The sequence below is a fragment of the Elioraea sp. Yellowstone genome (assembly GCF_006704265.1).
Classification (GTDB): domain Bacteria; phylum Pseudomonadota; class Alphaproteobacteria; order Acetobacterales; family Acetobacteraceae; genus Elioraea.
The window spans coordinates 17,167-36,647 of record NZ_VIKA01000007.1 but is presented as its reverse complement, the minus strand read 5'-3'; the positions used below and the strand labels follow the sequence as shown (position 1 = coordinate 36,647).

Here is a 19,481-nt window from a genome sequence, read left to right as displayed (position 1 = left end):
TGCACCTTCCGCAACCCTGAACCACGGCCGGCACGGGAGAGACCGGGCACCGACGCCGAACACGTCCCTCCAGCCCCCGCCGAAGGGGGCCGGCCGCCCCTGACTGAGGTCCAACACAGCCATGACGTCGTCCGCTCCGACCGGCGTGCGCGCCGTCCGCCTGGGCGCCTGCGCGCTCGCGCTCCTTCCCCCCCTCGCCCGGCCGGCCTTCGCGCAGGCCCCCATCGAACCGACGGCGCTGCCGCCGGTGGTGGTCACCGGCGAGCGCATGTTTCCCGAGGCGGCGCGGATCGGCGAGCCGGTGCCCGAGGTCCAGCTCCGCCGCGAGGACTTCACCCGGCTGCCGGCCGACCGTGCCTCCGACATCATCCCGCGCCTGCCCGGCGTCGTGCTGTCAGGCCCGCCGGGAGAGAAGAAGAACTTCGGCCTGCGCGGGCTGACCCCCGACTTCACCCGCGTGCAGGTCGACGGGCTGCAGCTTCCCTCCGGCGCCGGGGCGCGCAGCCTGGAGCCGACCACGCTCCCCGGCTTCCTGCTGCAGTCGGTCGGCATCCTGCGCAATCCCTCCGCCGAGTACGAGGCGGACGGCATCGGCGGGCGCATCCTGATTGAGACCCGTCCCGTGCCGCCGCGCGACGCGCTCGAGTTGCGCGGCGCGCTCGGCGGCAACGACGCGCTGATCGACGGCCGCAACCAGCAGGCCGGGGCGCTGGTCGCGCGCCGCTTCTCCGACGGCTTCGGCCTGCTCGGCGCGATCAATGTCGATCGCCGGCGCATCTGGAAGATCAAGGACTTCAGCGAACGCACCTTCCAGGGCGGGCCGGGCGGTCAGGGCCAGATCGTCGATGAGCGCGATCCCAAGGACTTCACGAACATCGACGCGCTCGGCCAGCTCGGCTGGGTCTGGGACGGCGGCAGGCTGACCCTGCGGCAGACGCTGCTGCATTCGCTGATCGACAATCCGCGACGGCGCGACACCTACCGCCGCGACACCGGTGTGCAGCTGAACCGCCAGCTCGCCGAAGGCGAGGAGCGTCTGACCGTGGCGAGCCTCGCGGTCGGCCTGGAGCAGAGGCTCGCCGAACGGCTCACCCTCGCGCTGGATGCCGCGCTGAGCACGGCCCAGCTCGGCAAGGACGGGCTGACCCGCACCTTCAGCCCCGCCGGCGCGTTCCAGAACGCTTCGGCCGAGGAGAGCAGCGTGCGCGACTGGCAGTGGGATCTGGGCGCGAGCCTCGCCTGGCGGCTCGACCAGCCCTTCGCCACCGAACTGAAGTCGGGCCTCAAGCTGCGGCGTGTCGATCGGCGCAACAATGCCGAGCTCTTCACGGTCGCCGCCAACGGCAGCCGCTCGCAGACCGCGGCGGACATCCTGCGCTCCACGGAAGCCGACTACACCGCCTCCGAGACCTACCTCGCCGGCTACATCCAGAACCGCATCGAGTTCGGTCGCTGGACGCTGATCCCGGGGCTCCGTCTCGAGCACGTGGGCTACGATCTCGACGGCGGCCGCGGCAGTTCGACCCCCGGCTTCACCGATGTCCTGCCCTCGCTGCCGGTCTCCTTCCGCCTGACGGAGGGCCTCTCCCTGCGCGCCGCCGTCTCGCGCCAGGTGAACCGGCCCAAGCTCGAGGAGATCGCGCCCGGCACGACGCGGCGGGGGCCGCGCGTGTTCTTCGGCAATCCCGATCTCAGGCCCGCCCGCGCGTGGTCGTTCGATGTCGGCGCCGACTATGCCGGCCAGCACGTCTTCCTCGGCGTCAACCTGTTCCATCGCAGCATCACGGACGTGATCGACGCCAACGAGTTCGCGCCCAACCAGTTCGAGTACCGCAACGCCGGCGACGGTCGCGTGCGCGGCATCGAGTTCGAGCAGCGGCTGAGCGGCGGCATCACGGGGCTCGACTGGCTGGCGCCGTTCGGCCTCAGGCTCAACCAGACGCTGCTGGAGAGTCGCGTCAACGACCCGATCACTGGACCGCGCCGCTTCTCCGAAGTGCCGCGCTTCGTCGCCAACACCGTGCTGGAATGGAACGACGAGGCGCGCGGCACGCTGGTCTCGGTCGGCGTCAACTACGTCACGACGCGCATCATCCTGAGCAACGAGGGCAACGGCGCGCTGCGCTACAAGGAGCTGGAGCCGACCACCTTCGTCGATGTCTATCTCGAGCAGCGTCTCGTGCCCGGGCTCGCGGTGTTCGCGAGCGGCGAGAACCTGACCAACCAGAAGCGCGACGAGTTCGAACGCACCAACGGCGTGCTGAGCCGCCAAGCCATCATCGACAGCGGCCGCGTCTTCTTCCTCGGGCTGAAGGCGTCGCTGTGATGCGGATTGCGATTGACTCGCAAGTAGGGCCGGTGGCAGAACCCGCCGCGGGGATGCAGAGCCGCAACCCTGAACCGGCCCGGTGGTGCGCGATGCACGCGGGCCATCCATGGACCCCTGACATGACTGTGAGTTCCAACATCGACGCCTTCGCGCGCGCCGAGGTGAAGGCGACGCTGCGCGTCGGCGACCGCGTGTGGCTCGCCACCGAGGCGGGCCTCTGCCGCCGCGACCCGGGCGACATCCTGCGCCCGGCAGGCGCGCTCGCGGACGCCTCCGTCCAGGCGCTCGGTCCCGCCCCCGGCGGCATGGTGGCGGCGGTCGGTCGCGAGATCGTGCTGCTGGACGGCGCCGGGGCCGAACGCAGCCGGCGCGCCGGTCCCGCAGGCGAGAAGATCGCGACCGTCAGTGCCGCCGCGGACCGCATCCTCGTCGGCACCAAGAACGGGCTCTATGCGGCGCAGGAGGATGGCTGGGTGCGCCTGTTCGGCGGGGCCGGTTGCGAGGTGATCGGCATCCACGAGCTTCCCGGACGGCTGATCCTGCGCATCAAGAAGCAGGGCGACCGGCGGCTTCCCGCGCTCGCCGAGAGCGGCGATGGCGGCGCGACCTGGACGATGACCGAGATGGGCCACTACGGCGACGTCCCGGTCGCCGCCGATCTCCGCCACGTGGTGACCCGCTGGCACGGCGCCTTCCGGCGTGATGGCCGTCGCGGCGGCTACAAGAAGCATCCGATCACGGCGGCGGAACTGGCGGCCGACGGCACGGTGCTCGTGCTGGACGGGGACAAGGCCGAGATCGTCGGACCGGGACGTCGGCATCTCGAGGCGTTCCATCCGGCGATCGCCGAGGCCGAGTTCGTCCACCTGCTGCCGGACGGCATCCTCGCCGCCGGCGTACAGGGCGCGATGCTGTTCGATCCGCTCCGCGGGTCGGTCGTCGATCTGGCGGAGGCGGTCGGCGCCGATCGGCGCGCACGGCTCGGCAAGCGCAAGAAGCTCTTCGCGCTCGACCGTGGCGCCGTCCTGGCGACGTGCAGCTTCGGAACGTTCCTGAGCGAGGACGGCGGCGCCACATGGCGGCCCGCGGATGCCGAATGGAACGTGCTCGACGCGGAACATATCGCGCGCGCGCCCGATGGCCGCTGGTTCCTCCTCTGCCAGCGCGGCCTCTTCGTCAGCGCCACGAACGGGGCGCGCTGGGACTACGTCAAGCCGAAGCTGCCGGCCGGCGTGCGGCATTACGGCGAGTTCCGCACCCTCGCCATCGCGGCGGAGAGGCTCTGGCTCGGCACCAAGGGCGGGCTGTTCGCGGCGCCGCTGGCCGATGCCGAACGCCTCGCCCCGGTGGACGCCGTACCCGCGGCGGCGGTCGAGGCGCTCGCACCACGACGCGAGGGCACGCTCCTGGTCGGCCTGGAGGGACAGGGACTGTTCGTGTTCGATCCCGCATCCGGCAGCCTCGCCCCCCTCGCGCCCCAGGCCGTGCACGAGGCGCGCATCGTCGCGGATGGCGACCGCCTCCTCGCCGCCGTCGAGGATCGCCTGATCGCGATCCGGGCCGACGTGGCCGACGCGACACCGGCTGCCGCCACCGGAGCGATCGGGATCGCCGCCAATGACGAGCGCGTGCTGGTCTGGGACCGCAAGCGGGCCTGGATCAAGCGCCAGGGGGAAGGCGACTGGACCGCGCTGGCCGGGTGGCCGGAGGCCGCGCGCAGCGCCGCCCTGCTCGATCGCGCGGTCCTCGTCACCGACAGGACGCGGATCGTGGCGATGGCCCTGCCGGATGCGGCCTGATGTGCTGGGGATGCCCGTCATGGGCATCCCCGTCACGCGCCCGCTCGCGGGCGAGATGGCGGCGACGCTCTGGAGTCTGCGCGGCTTCCTCGCCGCCCTGATGGCAGCGCTCGCCGCCAAGGCCGCCGTCATGCCCGCCTATGCCTGGGCCACGGGCCGCCTGGTCGAGGCGATCCGCGCACCCGAGGCGACGATCCTCGGCGTGATCGCCGCGATCGGCCCGCTCTTCGCCGCGATCATCCTCGCCGTCGCGGTCGTCGAATTCGGCGAGAAGGTCGCCTCCAAGGCGATGGAGGCCCGCCTCCTCGTCGTGCTCCAGCGCATCTTCCTCGCGCGGCGGCAGGTCGAGCACGCGGCGCGGGACGTGAGCCAGGTGCTCTACGGCTGCGACATCGCCCGCAAGGGGTTCGAGGCCGTCTACAAGGACGGCTGGCGCATCCCCGCCGAGGTGATCGGCGTGCTCGCCTGGCAGCTCACGCTCGGCGCGGGCTGGGTGCCGCTGATGCTGGGCGCGCTGGTGCCGGCACTCGGCTGCGTCTGGCTGATCGGCAAGCGGCTCGAACTGGTCAGCCTGCAGATCCTCGGCTGGCAGGCCAGGATCGCCGCGACGACAGGCGCGGCCGAACGCGGCCGATTCACCGAGACGCAGGAGCGGATCTTCCGCGGATCGATCCGCTTCGAGATCCTGAAATGGCTGACCGAGCGTGGCCTCGACGCCGCACTCTGGACCTTCCTCGCCCTCTCCGCGCTCGCCGCCTGGGCGCTCGATCCGCGGCTCTTGCCGGGCGAGAGCGAACTTGCCGGCGCCGCGGTCTTCGCGGTCAACCTGCGCCTCCTCGCCAAGCCGCTCTCGGATGTCGGCAAGGTCTACACCAAGTGGCGCGAGGCCCTGCCGGCGATCCGCGCGGTCTATCGCCCCTCCGAGGAGGCCGTGCCGCGATGATCCCGCTGCCTGCACCGTGGCTTGCCTGGGTGCTGCCGCCTTTGCTGCTGATCGGTTCGAACGTGCTGATGACCTTCGCCTGGTACGGCCACCTGAAGCGGCCGCACTGGAGCCTGGGGCTTGCCATCGTCGCCTCCTGGGGCATCGCCTTCTTCGAGTACTGCCTCGCCGTGCCGGCCAACCGCATCGGCTTCGGCGCCTACACCGCGCAGCAGCTCAAGGTGATGCAGGAGGTGATCACCATGGCGGTGTTCGCCGCCTTCGCCGTCTGGTTCCTCAAGGAGCAGCTCACCTGGAACTACCTCGCCGCCGCCATCTGCCTCGTCGCCGCCGTGGTATTCATCTTCCTGCCCGGCCGCTGACCGCTGGTCCGGCCGCTGCGGTTCGCCCCTCCCCCCATCCGGCCACTCCGCTATGCTCGGTGCATGATTCTCTCCGGGACATCGCGGCTTGCCGGCGTACTGGGCTGGCCGGTCGCGCATTCGCGCTCGCCGCGCCTGCACGGGTTCTGGCTCGAACGCCATCGCATCGACGGTGCCTACCTGCCGCTGCCGGTGCGGCCCGAACGCTTCGCCGATGCCGTGCGATCCCTGCGCGACCTCGGGTTCCGGGGCGCCAACGTGACCATCCCGCACAAGGAGGCCGCCTTCGCCGTCTGCGACGAGGTGGACGCGACTGCGAACCGCGCCGGTGCCGTCAACACGCTGGTGTTTCGGCCCGACGGCACGATCGCCGGCTCCAACACCGACGGCTGGGGCTTCCTCGCAGGTCTGCGCCAGGCCGTGCCCGGCGTCGATCTCGCCGCCACACCCGCCACCCTCCTCGGCGCCGGCGGCTCCGCCCGCGCCATCGCCGCCGCCCTGCTCGACGGCGGCTGTCCGCGCCTCGTCCTCGTCAACCGCACGCGGAGCCGCGCCGAGGCGCTTTGCGCCGCGCTCGGGGGACCTGTCGCGGCCGCCGGCTGGGACGAGGCCGCTGACCTCCTTCCCGCCACGCGCCTCCTGGTCAACACCACCTCGCTCGGCATGCAGGGCACGCCCTCGCCCGATCTGCCGCTCGACCGCCTGCCGGCGGAGGCGATCGTCGCCGACATCGTCTACGTGCCGCGCATCACCGGGCTGCTCGCCGCCGCCGCCGCACGCGGGCTCCGCACCCTGGGCGGGCTGCCGATGCTGCTGCACCAGGCGCGTCCCGGCTTCCGCGCGTGGTTCGGCATCGATCCGGAGGTGGACGACGAGCTCGCCCGCTTCGTCGCCGGCGACGTGCCGGAGACCGCCGAGGCGGCATGATCGTGATCGGGCTGACGGGCGGCATCGGCATGGGCAAGTCGACCGCCGCGCGGACCTTCCGCCGTCTCGGCATCCCCGTGCACGACGCGGATGCCGCCGTGCACCGGCTCTACGCCCGGGGCGGCGCAGGCGTCGCCGCGATTGCCGCCCTCGCCCCGGAGGCCGTGGCGGACGGTTCGGTCGTGCGCGAGGCGCTGCGGCAGCGCGCGCTCTCCGACCCGGCCTTCCTGGCGCGGCTGGAAGCGGCGATCCACCCCCTGGTGCGGCAGGAGGAACGGCGCTTCCTCGCCCGTTGCCGCCGCGCGCGCCGCCCCCTCGCCGTGCTCGACATCCCGCTGCTGTTCGAGACGGGAAGCGATCGCCGGGTCGACCATGTGGTCGTCGTCAGTGCCCCGGCGGCGACGCAACGCGCCCGCGTGCTCCCCCGGCCCGGCATGACCGAGGCCCGGCTCGCCGCGATCCGCGCACGCCAGATGCCGGATACCGAGAAGCGCCGCCGCGCCGATACCGTCATCCGCACCGGGCTGTCGCGCCACCATGCCCAGCGCGCGATCCGGCGCCTGGTGGCGCGGCTTCGCGAGGGCGGGCGATGAGCGACCGCGAGGTGCTGCTCGACACCGAGACCACCGGGCTCGAGGCCGCCCAGGGGCACCGCATCATCGAGATCTGCTGCCTCGAGCTGAGGAACCATGTGCCCACGGGGCGGGTGCTGCACCGCCTGGTCGACCCGGGGCGCGAGATCGACCCCGAGGCGGAACGCATCCACGGCATCACGCGCGCGAGCCTGATCGGCAAGCCCGCCTTCGGCGAGATCGCCGACGAGCTGCTCGCCTTCCTCGGCGAGGATCCGATCGTCGCGCACAATGCGCCCTTCGATATCGGCTTCATCAATGCCGAACTCGCCCGGCTCGACCTGCCGCCGATCGATCCGGCGCGCGCGATCGACACGGTGGCGCTCGCGCGCAGGCGCCATCCTGGCCTGCCGGCGAATCTCGACGCGCTCTGCCGTCGCTTCGGCATCGACATCTCGATGCGCACCACCCACAACGCGCTGCTCGACTGCCAGCTGCTCGCCCAGGTCTATCTCGAGCTGCTGGGCGGCCGCCAGCCGGGGCTGGGGCTCGCACCGGCCGCGCGCGGGGCGGTGCGCGGCGCGCGGGCCGCCGCCCCGCCCACGCGCAGGCCGCGGCCGATCGTGCCGAGCGCGGAGGAGCTTGCCGCGCACCGCGCCTTCATCGCCTCGATCGAGGGTGCGCTCTGGGCTCGGCTCGAACCCGAGACCTACGGCAGCGCAACGACACCGCGCTGATCAGCAGGAGGCGGGCGGAGCGGGCGCGGTGGCGAAGGCGACCAGGCAGGCGCCGAACCGGTCGGCGAACTGCCAGTGCTGCCCGGCGGCATGGCCGGCGAAGCCCTCGGGCCGGTCGATCAGCAGCACCGCCGCCACCCGTCGGCCGAGCCGGTCCCGGATCAGCGCGGCGCGCCCGTCGGGGTCGAGCACGAACGGGTCGTGCGCGAACTGCACGAAGGCGACGCGTGCGGACGGGGCGTCGGCGCGCTCGACGATCGAGCGCAACTGATCGGCCTGCGCGTTGAGGTTCATGCTGCCGCCCTGGCCGTGCGCCGCCGCCGCGATCGCGACCGCCACATCGACCAGCCCCGGCGTGTCGAGCACCTGCAGCGCGTTCCAGGCCCCGCGCGACTGGCCGGCGACGACGATCCGCCGGTATCCGGCGGCGCGCAGCCGCCTGAGCCCGTCGCGCAGCCAGCCGGCGGCGCGGTCGGCGTCGTCGCTGTTCGGGTGGCGGTCGAAGCGCAGCACGTCGAAGCCGGCGAGGTTGAAGTGCCGCACCCAGGTCTGCGGCTGCGTGCCGCGATAGTCGGCGTTGTTGGCACCGCGGCCGTGGCCGAACACGATCGCGCCGGCGGCGGTCGCCGCGCCGCGCCAGAGATAGCGCGCATCCGGCACGATCTCCCAGGCGAAGCCGCCGATGCCGAGGCTTGCCGGCGCGGCCGAGGGCGGGTTCCAGGCCCTGGCGGGATCGACGATCGCCAGATCGACCGCGTAGAGTCGGCAGTCCGTGCCGGCGCGGCGCGCGCAGTTGGCGAGTGCTGTGGCCTTCGCCTGGTCGAGGTCGCGCGCGCCCCACGCCGCTCCGCCCTCGCCACGGGGCCCGATCGCGAAGGCACGGTGCGTGTTGTAGCCGATGAAGCGCGCCCAGGCGGCACGCGTCTCGGCGTTCGCGCCGGGCGGCCCGGCGGGATCGGCGATCGGGACGGGCTGGGCGATGGCCAGCGCCGGCCAGAGCCAGGCGAGGGCGGCGAGCACACCGCCCCGCCGCGATGGCGGGACGGTTCCGCGCGCCCCGGAGCCGCGCGCGGCCCCGCGCGGCATCGCCGCGCCCGACGGATCCCGTCCCCCCCGTCGCCGCATGCGCCTCACCTTGTCCTGCCGCACCTGCGCTGCCATTGTCCGCCACCGTTTCCCCGGCTTTCAACAGGTTCCCCGATGAAGAAGACCGTCAAGAAGGTCGTGCTCGCCTATTCGGGCGGGCTCGACACCTCCGTGATCCTGAAGTGGCTGCAGACGACCTACGGCGCCGAGGTCGTCACCTTCACCGCCGATCTCGGCCAGGGCGAGGAGCTCGGCCCCGCGCGCGACAAGGCGCGCCTGCTCGGCATCAAGGACGAGAACATCTTCATCGACGACCTGCGCGAGGAGTTCGTGCGCGACTTCGTCTTCCCGATGTTCCGGGCGAACGCGCTCTACGAGGGCCAGTACCTGCTCGGCACCTCGATCGCGCGGCCGCTGATCGCCAAGCGCCAGATCGAGATCGCGGAAGCGACCGGGGCGGATGCGGTCGCGCATGGCGCGACCGGCAAGGGCAACGACCAGGTGCGCTTCGAGCTCTCCTACTACGCGCTCAAGCCGGACGTCACCGTGATCGCGCCCTGGCGCGAGTGGGAGCTCACCTCGCGCACGGCGCTGCTCGACTTCGCCGAGAAGCACCAGATCCCGATCGCCAAGGACAAGCGCGGCGAGGCGCCGTTCAGCGTGGACGCGAACCTGCTGCACTCGTCCTCCGAGGGGAAGATCCTCGAGGAACCGGGGATGGAGGCGGACGAGATCGTCTATCAGCGCACCCTGAGCCCGATGGCGGCCCCCGACCGCGTGACCGAGATCGCGATCGACTTCGAGCGCGGCGACGCGGTGGCGCTGAACGGCGAGCGGTTGTCGCCGGCGACGCTGCTGACGCGGCTCAACGCGCTCGGGAAGGAGAACGGCATCGGTCGGCTCGATCTGGTGGAGAACCGTTTCGTCGGCATGAAGTCGCGCGGCGTCTACGAGACGCCGGGCGGCACGATCCTGCTCGCCGCCCATCGCGCGATCGAGAGCATCACGCTCGACCGCGAGGTCGCGCATCTGAAAGACCAGCTCATGCCGCGCTATGCCGAGCTGATCTATTACGGGTTCTGGTTCGCGCCCGAGCGACGGATGCTGCAGGCCGCGATCGACGCGAGCCAGGAGCATGTCACCGGGCGGGTGAAGCTGAAGCTCTACAAGGGCAACGTGATGGTCTCGGGCCGCGAGAGCCCGCACAGCCTCTACTCGATGAAGTACGTCACCTTCGAGGACGACCAGGGCGCCTATGACCAGAAGGACGCCGCGGGCTTCATCCGGCTGAACGCGCTGCGGCTCAGGCTGGGCGCGATGGCGGGGCGCAAGGGCGGGGCGCTGTAGCCCCGCCCGCCAGGACCATCCCTCGCGGGGCACGCTAGCCCAGCGGGGCTTGCCCTGAGAGTGCAAGACCCCCGCGCGAGGCGGGGGTCAGGGGGCGCTTCGTCCGCGGGATGCCCAGCCCGCACCTGTGTGGACGAATAGGTTTTGCCTGCGGCAAGCAGCCACACCAGGCATCGCTACACGAGTGTTACACTACCTCCTTGGTTGCATTCATCCAAGGGGGCATCGTCATGCAAACGATCTGGGGCTTCGATCTCGGCGTGACCTCGGTCGGGTTCGCCGTGATCCGCTGGGACGGGTGGAGCACGCCTGAGGGAAACGGCGAGATCGTCCGGCTCGGCGTGCGCGTGTTTCCCGAAACGCGCGAGATCGACACGCAGGGGCCAGGCGCCCCGCTCAACGCAGGGCGTCGGCAGAAGCGGCTGATGCGTCGACAGGTGCGGCGCCGCCGTTGGCGGCGTGTGCACCTGCGCGCCCTGCTCGCGGAGGCAGGGCTGCTGCCTGACGAGCGTGCGCAGCCGCCGACGGGGCAGGACCCGTATGCACTCCGTGCCCGCGGCTTGGAGGGTGCCCTTTCGGCTGAAGAAGCCGGGTGGGCGATCTTCCATCTCCTCAAGCGCCGCGGCTTCCAGGGCAGCCGCAAGGTCGGCCCGGTCGAGCCAGCCCCCGCGACCGCCGAGGTAGACGACGAGGAGGCCCCGCGCGGGCGGCGCCGGCGCGGCAGGGCGTTGGCTTCTCCGCCCGAACCGGCCGACGAGCGAGCGCGCGAGGAGGCAGAGGAGCGGGCGCGCGGCGAGGCGTTGGCGGCGCGGATGGCGGGGCGGAAGCTCGCGATCTACTTGCAATCGGACGATCATCTGAAGCCCGACGGGACCACACCGGCGCTCTGGGACACGCCACGTCGGCGCGCCGTCGGCCAGACGCGCCCGATGGTGCGCGAGGAGTTCGAGGCGCTGTGGGCCGAGCAGGCGAAACACCATCCGACGCTGCTCACGCCTGACCTGAAGGCACGGATCGAGACGGTCGCGCTGGCCCAGCGGCCGACCTTCTTTCGCGCCCGCACCGTCGGCACGGACGATCTCGAACCCGGCGAACCTCGGGCGCTGAAGGCCGAGTGGCTGACGCAGCGCTTCGAGATGCTCCAGCTCGTCAACGCGCTCCGGCTGGAGCGCGGCAACCAGCGCGAGCTCGATCCGGCCGAGCGGGCCATGGCGATCGCGTATCTCGAGACCGAGCGCCGCCCCACCTGGGCGGGCCTGCGCGCGGCGATCGGGATCGGGCGGAGCGACCGCTTCACGCACGAGCGCGGCGAGAAGGCGACGATCCGCGGCAATGCGACCGAGGCCGCGCTCAGGACCGCCTTGGGCGCGGCCTGGGATGCGCTGCCGGAGGCGATGCGCGAGACGATCCGTGCCGAGATCGGCCGCACCTGGCACCGGATCGAGTATCGGCCGACGAAGGGCGGCGCGATCCTCGAAATCCACGATCACGTTGGGATCGCGGCCGAGCGCGCCGCCCTGGCCGAGCGCGCGCGCACCGAGTGGGGGCTGCCGCCGCAGGCGGCGGAGGCGCTGTCGCGTCTCGACCTGCCGGACGGCGCGGCACGCCACAGCCTCGCGGCGATGCGCACGCTGCTGCCGCTGCTGGAGTCGGGCGTGCCGTACATGACGGCCGTGGAACGGGTCTATGGCGCCCACCGCGACAGCGGTGCGCCGCTTGCCCGGCTGCCGGTGCCGAACCTGTCGGAGCTGGACAAGGTCAAGGACGCCTGGGTGCGCGAGCGCATGGCGGCATTGCTCGCCGGCATCCGCAACCCGACCGTGCTGCGCACGCTCAGCGAGCTGCGCAAGGTGGTGAACACGCTCCTGCGCGCGCACGGCCGGCCCGACGTGATCCGGCTGGAGTTCGCACGCGATCTCAAGCAGTCGGCCGAGGAGCGGCGCGAGACCGACAAGCGCCAGCGCGAGCGCGAGCGGGCGCGCGACGAGGCACGCAAGAAGGTGGCGGAACTCGGCAAGCCGGCGGAGGGGCCGGAGGGCGAGGAGAACGTGTTGCGCTGGCTGCTCTGCAAGGAACAGGGCGGGCGCTGCCCCTATTCGCACCCCGGCAAGACGATCAGTTGCACCGAAGCGCTCGATCCGACGGCGACGCAGATCGACCACATCTTCCCCGTCAGCCGCAGCTTCGACGATTCGCAGGCGAACAAGGTGCTGTGCTTCGCCCGCGAGAACGCGGCGAAGGGGCGGCGCACGCCGTTCGAGTGGCTGTCGGGCGACGCCGACCGCTGGACCCATCTGACGACGATCGTCTGGCCGCAGATGAAAAACGCCGGCTGGCCGGAGGCGAAGCTGCGGCGCTGCCTGAAGGCGAGGCTGGAGGACCCGGAGACCGACGAGGCGGGCTTCACGAACCGCCAACTGGTGGACACGGCGTTCATCGCCCGCGCCGCGCGCCCCTATCTCGGGCTGCTGTTCGGCGGCGGGCAGGCGGGGCTGGATGCGGTGCAGCCGGTGCCGGGACGGGCGACGGCGCTGCTGCGCCGTGCGTGGGGGATCGGCCTCGGCAAGCTGCTGGATCTTGGCGACGACGACGGTCTGAAGGTGCGCGAGGATCTGCGCCACCACGCGGTTGACGCGCTGGCGGTGGCGCTGACCACCCCGCGCACGGTGGCGGAACTGTCGCGCTGGTGGCAGCGCCGTGAGACGGGCCCGCGCCCGCCCGGCTTCCACCTGCCCTGGCCCGGCTTCCGCGAGGACGCCAAGACGGCGGTGGAGGCGATCCTGGTCAGCCATCGCGTGCAGGCGAAGCTGTCGGGACCGCTGCACGAGGAGACGCGGCTCGGCGACACGGGGCAGCGCGAGGCCGCCGGCTCGGCGATCTACGTCAAGCGCAAGGCGGTGGCGGATCTCAGTGCTTCGGAGATCCTGAGCACGCCCGAGGACGGCGGAGACGCCTGGATCGCCGACGCGGGAGTGCGGCAGGCGATCCTCGATCATCTGGCAGCCAACGGGCTCGTCTTGGAGCGGAAGAAGCGCGGCAAGGCAGCAGATGGCACGGCGCAGCGGCGGCTCAAGGCACTGCTTGCGCAGGAAATCCGACTGCCTTTGACGGATAGGGTGCGCAGAAAATGGGCAAAGTTCGGCATCACGGCGGAGCGCGGACCGGTGATTCGACGGGTGCGGCTGCACATGCGGCGGAAGGAGGGCGTGATGCGCGTGCACGCCACGAAGAACATCCATGCCGAGCTCGGGCCGGGCACGAACCACCACATCGCGATCTACCGCGACGGCGAGACCATTCGATACCTCGTCGCGACGAAGCGTGAAGCGCTGGTGCGCGTGCAACGGGGCGAACCCGCCGTGCGGCCCGAGCACCCGGAAGGCGGACGGCTGGTGATGGCGCTGCGACCGCGCGACGTGCTCTGTCGTGAGAATGATGGGCTCCGGCAATTCGCGCTCGTTCGAAAGGTCAATGCGGCAGGGCGCATCTTTTACAAGCCACTTCATTCGGCGAACGAGCCTAAGCCTGAAGTCTCGCTCGGCCCGAGTTGTGTCAACGACGGCTGGCGGAAGATCTCCGTCGATCCGATCGGCCGCTGGAGGCCGGCGCGATGACGCGCACGGTGGAGGTCTCGTCTCCCGCGCGGCTCAGCCTGCGCCACCGCCAGCTCGTGGTGGCGCGCGAGGACGGCAGTGCGCCCACCGTGCCGGTCGAGGACCTCGCCCTGCTGATCGTGGACAACCCCCAGGTCACCTACACCCACGCGCTGCTCGCGGCACTCGCCGAGGCGAAGGTCGCGACGATCCTGTGCGGCCCCGATCACATGCCGGTGGGCGTGCTGCTGCCCTATGCCGCCAACGCGCTTGCCGGCGAGCGGCAGCGCGCGCAGCTCGCCTGCCCGCGCCCGCTCGCCAAGCGGCTGTGGCAGGCGATCGTCGCCTGCAAGCTGCGCCGGCAGGCCGACCTGCTGCGCCGCGCCACCGGGCAGGACGCGGGGCTCGATGCGATGGCCGCGCGCGTGCGCTCGGGCGACCCCGAGAACCTGGAGGCGCAGGGCGCGCAGCGCTACTGGCCGCGGCTGCTCGGCCCGGCGTTCCGGCGCGACCGCTCCGGCGCGGCGCCGAACCCGCTGCTGAACTACGGCTATGCGGTGCTGCGCGCGGCGACCGCGCGGGCCGTCGTCGGCGCCGGGCTGCTGGCCGGCGTGGGCCTGTTCCACGCCAACCGCGGCGATGCCTTCGCGCTCGCCTCCGACCTGATGGAGCCGTTCCGTCCGTTCGTCGACGGGGTGGTGTGGGAGATGGCGCGGGCCGGGCTGGCCGAGGGCGAGCTTGACAGGACGCGCAAGGCGCATCTGCTCGGCGTGCTGAACATCGCGGTGGGGATGGACGGGCAGGCGATGCCGCTCGGGCTTGCGCTGCACCGGGCTGCCGCGTCGCTGGCGGCAAGCTTCGGGGGAAGGCGGATGCTGCTGCGGCTGCCCGAGGACCCGACGGGCCTGCCCGAGCCAGCGGAGGAGCCGGATGAGGGCGCCGCGCCCGCCCCTTCTTGACCCAATCGCCTGGCGCACCGTGTGGGTGTTCGCGATGTTCGACCTGCCGGTGGAGACGAAGGCGCACCGGCGCGCCTATGCTCGCTTCCGCAAGGATCTGCTGGCGGACGGATTCGCGATGATGCAGTTCAGCGTGTATTTCCGGCATTGCGCGAGCCTAGACAGCGCCACGGCGCATATCCGGCGGATGGGCCTGCGGGTTCCGGCGGAGGGGGAGGTGCGGTTCCTGACGGTGACGGACGCGCAGTTCGCGCGGATCCAGGTGTTCGCCGGAAAACGGCGGAAACCCCCGGAGACTCCGCCGGCGCAGCTGGAGTTTTTCTAGCATGCGCCGGCGGATTCGTGTGCCGTTTCAGGCGGTTGCCGGAAGGGCAGTGTAGCGATGCCCGGTGCGGCCGCAAACCGCAGCCCTGGCGCTAGCGAAGTCGCGCGCTTCCGCAGTGTAGCGATGCCCGGTGCGGCCGCAAACCGCAGCGCTAGTGTCGACAAGGATGTGCAACAAGCGAGTGTAGCGATGCCCGGTGCGGCCGCAAACCGCAGCAGCATCGGCTGAGGCACGCTCTCCCACTCGAGTGTAGCGATGCCCGGTGCGGCCGCAAACCGCAGCCACCAGCCGCATGGGCACGTTCATACTCACAGTGTAGCGATGCCCGGTGCGGCCGCAAACCGCAGCGCCGCCGGTGAAGTGTGGCAGGCGCCGCGGAGTGTAGCGATGCCCGGTGCGGCCGCAAACCGCAGCGCAGCGACAACGACCGAGGTGATCCAGCGCAGTGTAGCGATGCCCGGTGCGGCCGCAAACCGCAGCATACAACTCGGTCAGCTTCTTGGCGGTTTCAGTGTAGCGATGCCCGGTGCGGCCGCAAACCGCAGCCGAGATGGTGCCGTTGTGGAACGAAGCGCAGAGTGTAGCGATGCCCGGTGCGGCCGCAAACCGCAGCGGAATGGCACGTTCAAGATCACGCCGGAGGAGTGTAGCGATGCCCGGTGCGGCCGCAAACCGCAGCTCGGTGGCCGCAGGGTCGTACTCGGCGTGCAGTGTAGCGATGCCCGGTGCGGCCGCAAACCGCAGCAAATCGGCGACGCGCCGGCCCGCCAGCGCCAGTGTAGCGATGCCCGGTGCGGCCGCAAACCGCAGCAGAAGCTCAATGCCGGGCGCTATGACGAGGAGTGTAGCGATGCCCGGTGCGGCCGCAAACCGCAGCCGGCATTATATAGGGACAATCCCTATGCGTAGTGTAGCGATGCCCGGTGCGGCCGCAAACCGCAGCCTTGATCGTGACGTCGTGTGCGCTCAACCAAGTGTAGCGATGCCCGGTGCGGCCGCAAACCGCAGCCCCTGGTGTGGGGGCGCCCGACGAAACCAGCAGTGTAGCGATGCCCGGTGCGGCCGCAAACCGCAGCGCACAGCGACCGATGCGCCGCCACCCGTCCAGTGTAGCGATGCCCGGTGCGGCCGCAAACCGCAGCTTGGCGTGCGACGGGATGCGCCTCGCTCATGAGTGTAGCGATGCCCGGTGCGGCCGCAAACCGCAGCCTGGACGGGTTGCCCTGTGCGTCGGTCTCGAGTGTAGCGATGCCCGGTGCGGCCGCAAACCGCAGCTTCGCTGTCGTCCCGGCGCCGCCGCGCGGCAGTGTAGCGATGCCCGGTGCGGCCGCAAACCGCAGCGCACAGCGACCGATGCGCCGCCACCCGTCCAGTGTAGCGATGCCCGGTGCGGCCGCAAACCGCAGCGCTCACCCACGAAGCGATTTATGAGGGCGAAGTGTAGCGGTGCCCGGTGCGGCCGCAAACCGCAGCAACCACAACGTCACGATCCCGTCGGCATCAGTGTAGCGATGCCCGGTGCGGCCGCAAACCGCAGCGTTCGATCCGCAGGACCTCGCGGTGGCGAGGCCCTGCGGATCGAACGGGCGCATCCAAGTCCACGGCGTGAACCGGCGCACACTCAGAACGCCGCCGTGGCGGCAAGCGCGCGGCCGATCTCCATCATCATGTACTCGAACTCGGTGATGAACCGTTCGGTCACGACCACGTGGAAGTAGTCGCCGCCGTTGACGATGTCGTCGCCCTTGCGCGCCCCGAACGGCAGGGTGCGCTCGAAGCCGTGCTTGGCGATGTCCTTGCCGCCCCACTGGTCCAGCACCACCAGCCCCTTCGCGGTCTGGCGCAGGTAGATCGCGGCATGGTTGCCGTGCTTGCGGTTGGGATACCGGCCCGCCTCGTTCCAGCCTGCTGCGATCACCGTGCCCTCGGGCACGGCGAGGTTGCCCTTCACGAGCGGCCCCTTGCGCCAGAACTTCACCTTCGGCGCACCGGAGGCAACCTGCGGCAGGATCGGACACTGGCCGTTGCCCACCTGGGTGGTGCGCGTCTTCCACTTGGCCAGGTTCGCGGCCTTGTGGAACTCGAGCATCTCGGGCTTGCCGGTGAAGCCCTTGTCGGCCTTCGCCATGGCCTGAAGCTCGGCCAGTGTGCCCTTCGGCATCGGCCCGTCCTCCGTTCCGGTGAGGGACCTTGTACTCGGCCATCGCCCCCCGCCGAGTGAGCGGGCTCACGCCCCCCGCTCCTGACCCAGGTCAATGCAACCGGGGCGGGCGCTCCCCATATGAGGGCACACAGCAGGGAGGAGCAGCCCGATGAGCGCCAGGAGACACTGGTCCGGTGCCCTCGCCGCCCAGGTGGAGCGCGCCGCCGCCCAGCACGTGCTCACCACGACCGCCGAAGAGGGTCACGACGGCGCGATCATGCCGCACAGCCCAGCCGCGACGGATCACGCGCTGCGGCTGGTGCGGGCGATGATCGCCGCCACCAAGGCCGACGGCAAGCTCACCGACGACGAGCGCGAACGCCTGCTCGACCGCATCGGGCCGGCGCAGTTCGACCCCGACGTGCAGGACTGGCTGCAGCGCGAGTTCCGCGCCCCGCTCGACATCGAGCGGGTGGTCGAGGGCTGCTGCGACAGCCCCCGCCGGTCGGTCGAGCTCTACGTCGCGAGCCTCATGGCGATCGACCTCGACGCGCCGGAGGAGCACGAGTGGTTGCGCCGGCTCGCCGGTCGGCTCGGGCTCGAGCACCGGCTGGTGGATGCGATCCACGCCAAGCACGGCGCGCCGGCGCTGAACTGGGGCTGAGCGCGGCTACGGGCGGCGGGCGAGTGACTGCTCGATGCGTGCCAGCCGGTCGGCCAGCCGCCGCTGGCCGATGCCGATCGCAGCAAGCGCGAAGAGCGTCAGCGCCGTGACCATGCCGCTGCCAGCGTAGAGCAATCGGCCGGGATTCCAGCCCTCGCCGCCGAGCGGGCTCGCCTTCAGCGCGAGGTCGAGACAGGCGAGCAGCGCCAGCACCGCGACGACCTGGAGCGCGCGCCACGCGATCATGCCAGGCCGCGCCGCGCCTTGGCCGCAATCAGCGTGTTCTCGAGCAGCGAAGCGATCGTCATCGGCCCGACCCCGCCGGGCACGGGCGTGATCCAGGCCGCGCGCTCGGCGGCCTCGGCGAAGGCGACATCGCCGACCAGCCGCCCGTCCGGCCGGCGGTTGATGCCGACATCGATCACGGTCGCCCCCTCGGCGATCCAGTCGCCGCGCACCATCTCGGCACGGCCCACGGCGGCGACCAGCACCTCGGCGCGCCGGCACTCGGCGGCAAGGTCGCGGGTGCGGCTGTGCGCGAGGGTGACGGTCGCATCCGCGGCGGTCAGCAGCGCCGCCATCGGCCTGCCGACGATCGCGCTCCTCCCCAGCACCACCGCGCGCGCTCCGGTGAGCGTCACACCGGCCTCGGCGAGCAGGGTCATCACGCCCTTGGGCGTGCAGGGCACCAGGGCGGGCCGGCCGATCGCGAGCCGGCCGGCGTTCACCGGGTGGAACCCGTCCACGTCCTTGGCCGGATCGATCGCCTCGATCACCGCCTCGGGCCGGATGTGCTTCGGCAGCGGCAGCTGCACCAGGATCCCGTCCACCTCCTCATCGGCGTTGAGCCGGGCGATGATCGCGAGCAGCGCCGCCTCGGTGGTCTCGGCCGGCAGGGCGATGGTGGCCGCGCGGAAGCCCGCGGCCGCGGCGGCCTTGGCCTTGTTGCGGACATAGACCTGGCTGGCAGGATCCTCGCCGACGACCACCACCGTCAGTCCCGGCACGAGCCCGGCGGCGCGGGCCTCCGCCGCCACGCGCGCCCGCACCCGGGCGGCGATCGCCCGACCGTCGAGCGTCGCGGCCGTCATCGCACGCATGCCGCGAGCCTCGCCGCAAGTGCGGCCGTATCGCCCTCCACGCGGATCAGCTTCCGGCGCGAGGCAGCCCCGCGGAGCAGCGTGCAGGCGGAGGGCGCGACGCCGAGGCGGTCGGCCAGCAGCCGCAGCACGGCCGCGTTGGCACGCCCCTCCTCCGGCGCCTCGGTGACCGCGAGGCGCAGGAGCGGCGCGCCGTCCTTGCCCGGTGCCATCCCGAGCACGCCCGCGCGGCGCGCCTTCGGCGTGACCTTCACGGCGATGGTCAGACTCACAGCAAGGCCGGGGCGACGGTGGTGGAGAGGAAGATCCGCGCCGCCTGCAGGAGCAGGATCAGGATCAGCGGGCTGATGTCGATGCCGCCGAGATTGGGCAGGACGTTGCGGATCGGCCGCAGTGCCGGCTCGGTGACGCGCCAGAGGAAGTCGCCGACCGTCCAGACCAGGCGGTTGCGCGTGTCCAGGATGTTGAAGGCCGTGAGGATCGAGAACACCGCGGCGATGATCAGCACCCAGACATAGATGCTGAGCGCGGTGTCGATCAGCCAGAGAAGTGCGTACATCAGGGCTCCGGCGGGGTTCCTGGGGGGCGCGCGGAC

Annotated in this window: 18 protein-coding genes and 1 CRISPR repeat array; of the genes, 12 read left to right on the top strand and 6 right to left on the bottom strand. The window is 71.7% G+C overall.

The genetic code is table 11. The features are described from left to right. The first annotated feature begins 121 nt into the window (after window positions 1-121). The 7 genes from FK498_RS02505 to dnaQ all read left to right on the top strand — a co-directional run bounded on the left by FK498_RS02505 (window position 122) and on the right by dnaQ (window position 7,669). The gene (locus FK498_RS02505; protein WP_141851230.1) at window positions 122-2,326 is read left to right on the top strand and encodes a TonB-dependent siderophore receptor; all 2,205 of its coding nucleotides are present in this window, start codon (window positions 122-124) and stop codon (window positions 2,324-2,326) included. A gap of 122 nt (window positions 2,327-2,448) precedes the next feature. Beyond that, window positions 2,449-4,128: a hypothetical protein gene (locus FK498_RS02500; protein WP_141851229.1), complete on the top strand. Its 1,680-nt coding sequence runs from the start codon at window positions 2,449-2,451 to the stop codon at window positions 4,126-4,128. Window positions 4,129-4,147: 19 nt separating this feature from the next. Further along, on the top strand, window positions 4,148-5,071 hold the full coding sequence (locus FK498_RS19140; protein WP_161988282.1) for a hypothetical protein: 924 nt from the start codon (window positions 4,148-4,150) through the stop codon (window positions 5,069-5,071). Further along, entirely contained in the window at window positions 5,068-5,433 is a 366-nt protein-coding gene (locus tag FK498_RS02490; protein WP_141851228.1) for a DMT family protein, read from the top strand. Before FK498_RS19140 ends, FK498_RS02490 begins: the two co-directional genes overlap by 4 nt. A 63-nt stretch (window positions 5,434-5,496) precedes the next feature. Next, the gene (locus FK498_RS02485; protein ID WP_141851227.1) at window positions 5,497-6,360 is read left to right on the top strand and encodes a shikimate dehydrogenase; all 864 of its coding nucleotides are present in this window, start codon (window positions 5,497-5,499) and stop codon (window positions 6,358-6,360) included. After that, on the top strand, window positions 6,357-6,953 hold the full coding sequence (gene coaE / locus FK498_RS02480) for a dephospho-CoA kinase (RefSeq protein ID WP_141851226.1): 597 nt from the start codon (window positions 6,357-6,359) through the stop codon (window positions 6,951-6,953). Before FK498_RS02485 ends, coaE begins: the two co-directional genes overlap by 4 nt. Next, on the top strand, window positions 6,950-7,669 hold the full coding sequence (gene dnaQ / locus FK498_RS02475; RefSeq protein ID WP_141851225.1) for a DNA polymerase III subunit epsilon: 720 nt from the start codon (window positions 6,950-6,952) through the stop codon (window positions 7,667-7,669). Before coaE ends, dnaQ begins: the two co-directional genes overlap by 4 nt. Here the strand turns inward: dnaQ and FK498_RS02470 are convergent, their stop codons facing one another. Beyond that, entirely contained in the window at window positions 7,670-8,689 is a 1,020-nt protein-coding gene (locus FK498_RS02470) for a DUF4189 domain-containing protein (protein WP_141851224.1), read from the bottom strand. 180 nt (window positions 8,690-8,869) lie between these two features. On the opposite strand from FK498_RS02470, the gene FK498_RS02465 reads away from it, so the two are divergent. The 4 genes from FK498_RS02465 to cas2 all read left to right on the top strand — a co-directional run bounded on the left by FK498_RS02465 (window position 8,870) and on the right by cas2 (window position 14,979). Continuing rightward, on the top strand, window positions 8,870-10,102 hold the full coding sequence (locus tag FK498_RS02465; RefSeq protein ID WP_141851223.1) for an argininosuccinate synthase: 1,233 nt from the start codon (window positions 8,870-8,872) through the stop codon (window positions 10,100-10,102). Between the two features lie 230 nt (window positions 10,103-10,332). Continuing rightward, the gene (cas9, locus tag FK498_RS02460) at window positions 10,333-13,716 is read left to right on the top strand and encodes a type II CRISPR RNA-guided endonuclease Cas9 (RefSeq protein ID WP_141851222.1); all 3,384 of its coding nucleotides are present in this window, start codon (window positions 10,333-10,335) and stop codon (window positions 13,714-13,716) included. Next, complete coding sequence (gene cas1 / locus FK498_RS02455; protein ID WP_141851221.1) at window positions 13,713-14,654, top strand: type II CRISPR-associated endonuclease Cas1; 942 nt, start codon at window positions 13,713-13,715, stop codon at window positions 14,652-14,654. The genes cas9 and cas1 overlap by 4 nt, the downstream gene beginning before the upstream one ends. Next, the gene (gene cas2 / locus FK498_RS02450; protein WP_202614715.1) at window positions 14,626-14,979 is read left to right on the top strand and encodes a CRISPR-associated endonuclease Cas2; all 354 of its coding nucleotides are present in this window, start codon (window positions 14,626-14,628) and stop codon (window positions 14,977-14,979) included. The genes cas1 and cas2 overlap by 29 nt, the downstream gene beginning before the upstream one ends. A gap of 48 nt (window positions 14,980-15,027) precedes the next feature. Continuing rightward, a CRISPR array of direct repeats spans window positions 15,028-16,517; the repeat unit is 36 nt; unit sequence AGTGTAGCGATGCCCGGTGCGGCCGCAAACCGCAGC. Between the two features lie 83 nt (window positions 16,518-16,600). Here the strand turns inward: cas2 and FK498_RS02445 are convergent. Next, window positions 16,601-17,140 (bottom strand): BPSL0067 family protein, encoded by a 540-nt coding sequence (locus tag FK498_RS02445; protein ID WP_202614714.1) that lies wholly within the window; start codon window positions 17,138-17,140, stop codon window positions 16,601-16,603. Between the two features lie 151 nt (window positions 17,141-17,291). On the opposite strand from FK498_RS02445, the gene FK498_RS02440 reads away from it, so the two are divergent. Then, window positions 17,292-17,786, top strand: coding sequence for a tellurite resistance TerB family protein (locus FK498_RS02440; protein ID WP_141851220.1), 495 nt, complete (start codon window positions 17,292-17,294; stop codon window positions 17,784-17,786). 6 nt (window positions 17,787-17,792) lie between these two features. Here FK498_RS02440 and FK498_RS02435 read toward each other — a convergent pair whose 3' ends face one another. Genes FK498_RS02435 through FK498_RS02420 form a run of 4 tightly spaced genes read right to left on the bottom strand, consistent with a single transcriptional unit; the run spans window position 17,793 to window position 19,445 of the window. Then, on the bottom strand, window positions 17,793-18,032 hold the full coding sequence (locus tag FK498_RS02435; protein WP_141851219.1) for a hypothetical protein: 240 nt from the start codon (window positions 18,030-18,032) through the stop codon (window positions 17,793-17,795). Next, a complete protein-coding gene (gene folD, locus FK498_RS02430; RefSeq protein ID WP_141851243.1) occupies window positions 18,029-18,877 on the bottom strand; it encodes a bifunctional methylenetetrahydrofolate dehydrogenase/methenyltetrahydrofolate cyclohydrolase FolD in 849 nt (282 codons plus the stop codon). The genes FK498_RS02435 and folD overlap by 4 nt, the downstream gene beginning before the upstream one ends. Then, on the bottom strand, window positions 18,874-19,158 hold the full coding sequence (locus FK498_RS02425) for a DUF167 domain-containing protein (protein WP_141851218.1): 285 nt from the start codon (window positions 19,156-19,158) through the stop codon (window positions 18,874-18,876). The genes folD and FK498_RS02425 overlap by 4 nt, the downstream gene beginning before the upstream one ends. Next, entirely contained in the window at window positions 19,155-19,445 is a 291-nt protein-coding gene (locus FK498_RS02420; RefSeq protein ID WP_141851217.1) for a YggT family protein, read from the bottom strand. The genes FK498_RS02425 and FK498_RS02420 overlap by 4 nt, the downstream gene beginning before the upstream one ends. Window positions 19,446-19,481: the final 36 nt, after the last annotated feature.

Coding starts and splice junctions, on each gene's coding strand:
- FK498_RS02505 (WP_141851230.1), top strand. CDS start 122: ATGACGTCGTCCGCTCCGACCGGCGTGCGCGCCGTCCGCCTGGGCGCC.
- FK498_RS02500 (WP_141851229.1), top strand. CDS start 2,449: ATGACTGTGAGTTCCAACATCGACGCCTTCGCGCGCGCCGAGGTGAAG.
- FK498_RS19140 (WP_161988282.1), top strand. CDS start 4,148: ATGGGCATCCCCGTCACGCGCCCGCTCGCGGGCGAGATGGCGGCGACG.
- FK498_RS02490 (WP_141851228.1), top strand. CDS start 5,068: ATGATCCCGCTGCCTGCACCGTGGCTTGCCTGGGTGCTGCCGCCTTTG.
- FK498_RS02485 (WP_141851227.1), top strand. CDS start 5,497: ATGATTCTCTCCGGGACATCGCGGCTTGCCGGCGTACTGGGCTGGCCG.
- coaE (WP_141851226.1), top strand. CDS start 6,357: ATGATCGTGATCGGGCTGACGGGCGGCATCGGCATGGGCAAGTCGACC.
- dnaQ (WP_141851225.1), top strand. CDS start 6,950: ATGAGCGACCGCGAGGTGCTGCTCGACACCGAGACCACCGGGCTCGAG.
- FK498_RS02465 (WP_141851223.1), top strand. CDS start 8,870: ATGAAGAAGACCGTCAAGAAGGTCGTGCTCGCCTATTCGGGCGGGCTC.
- cas9 (WP_141851222.1), top strand. CDS start 10,333: ATGCAAACGATCTGGGGCTTCGATCTCGGCGTGACCTCGGTCGGGTTC.
- cas1 (WP_141851221.1), top strand. CDS start 13,713: ATGACGCGCACGGTGGAGGTCTCGTCTCCCGCGCGGCTCAGCCTGCGC.
- cas2 (WP_202614715.1), top strand. CDS start 14,626: ATGAGGGCGCCGCGCCCGCCCCTTCTTGACCCAATCGCCTGGCGCACC.
- FK498_RS02445 (WP_202614714.1), bottom strand. CDS start 17,140: ATGCCGAAGGGCACACTGGCCGAGCTTCAGGCCATGGCGAAGGCCGAC.
- FK498_RS02440 (WP_141851220.1), top strand. CDS start 17,292: ATGAGCGCCAGGAGACACTGGTCCGGTGCCCTCGCCGCCCAGGTGGAG.
- FK498_RS02435 (WP_141851219.1), bottom strand. CDS start 18,032: ATGATCGCGTGGCGCGCGCTCCAGGTCGTCGCGGTGCTGGCGCTGCTC.
- folD (WP_141851243.1), bottom strand. CDS start 18,877: ATGACGGCCGCGACGCTCGACGGTCGGGCGATCGCCGCCCGGGTGCGG.
- FK498_RS02420 (WP_141851217.1), bottom strand. CDS start 19,445: ATGTACGCACTTCTCTGGCTGATCGACACCGCGCTCAGCATCTATGTC.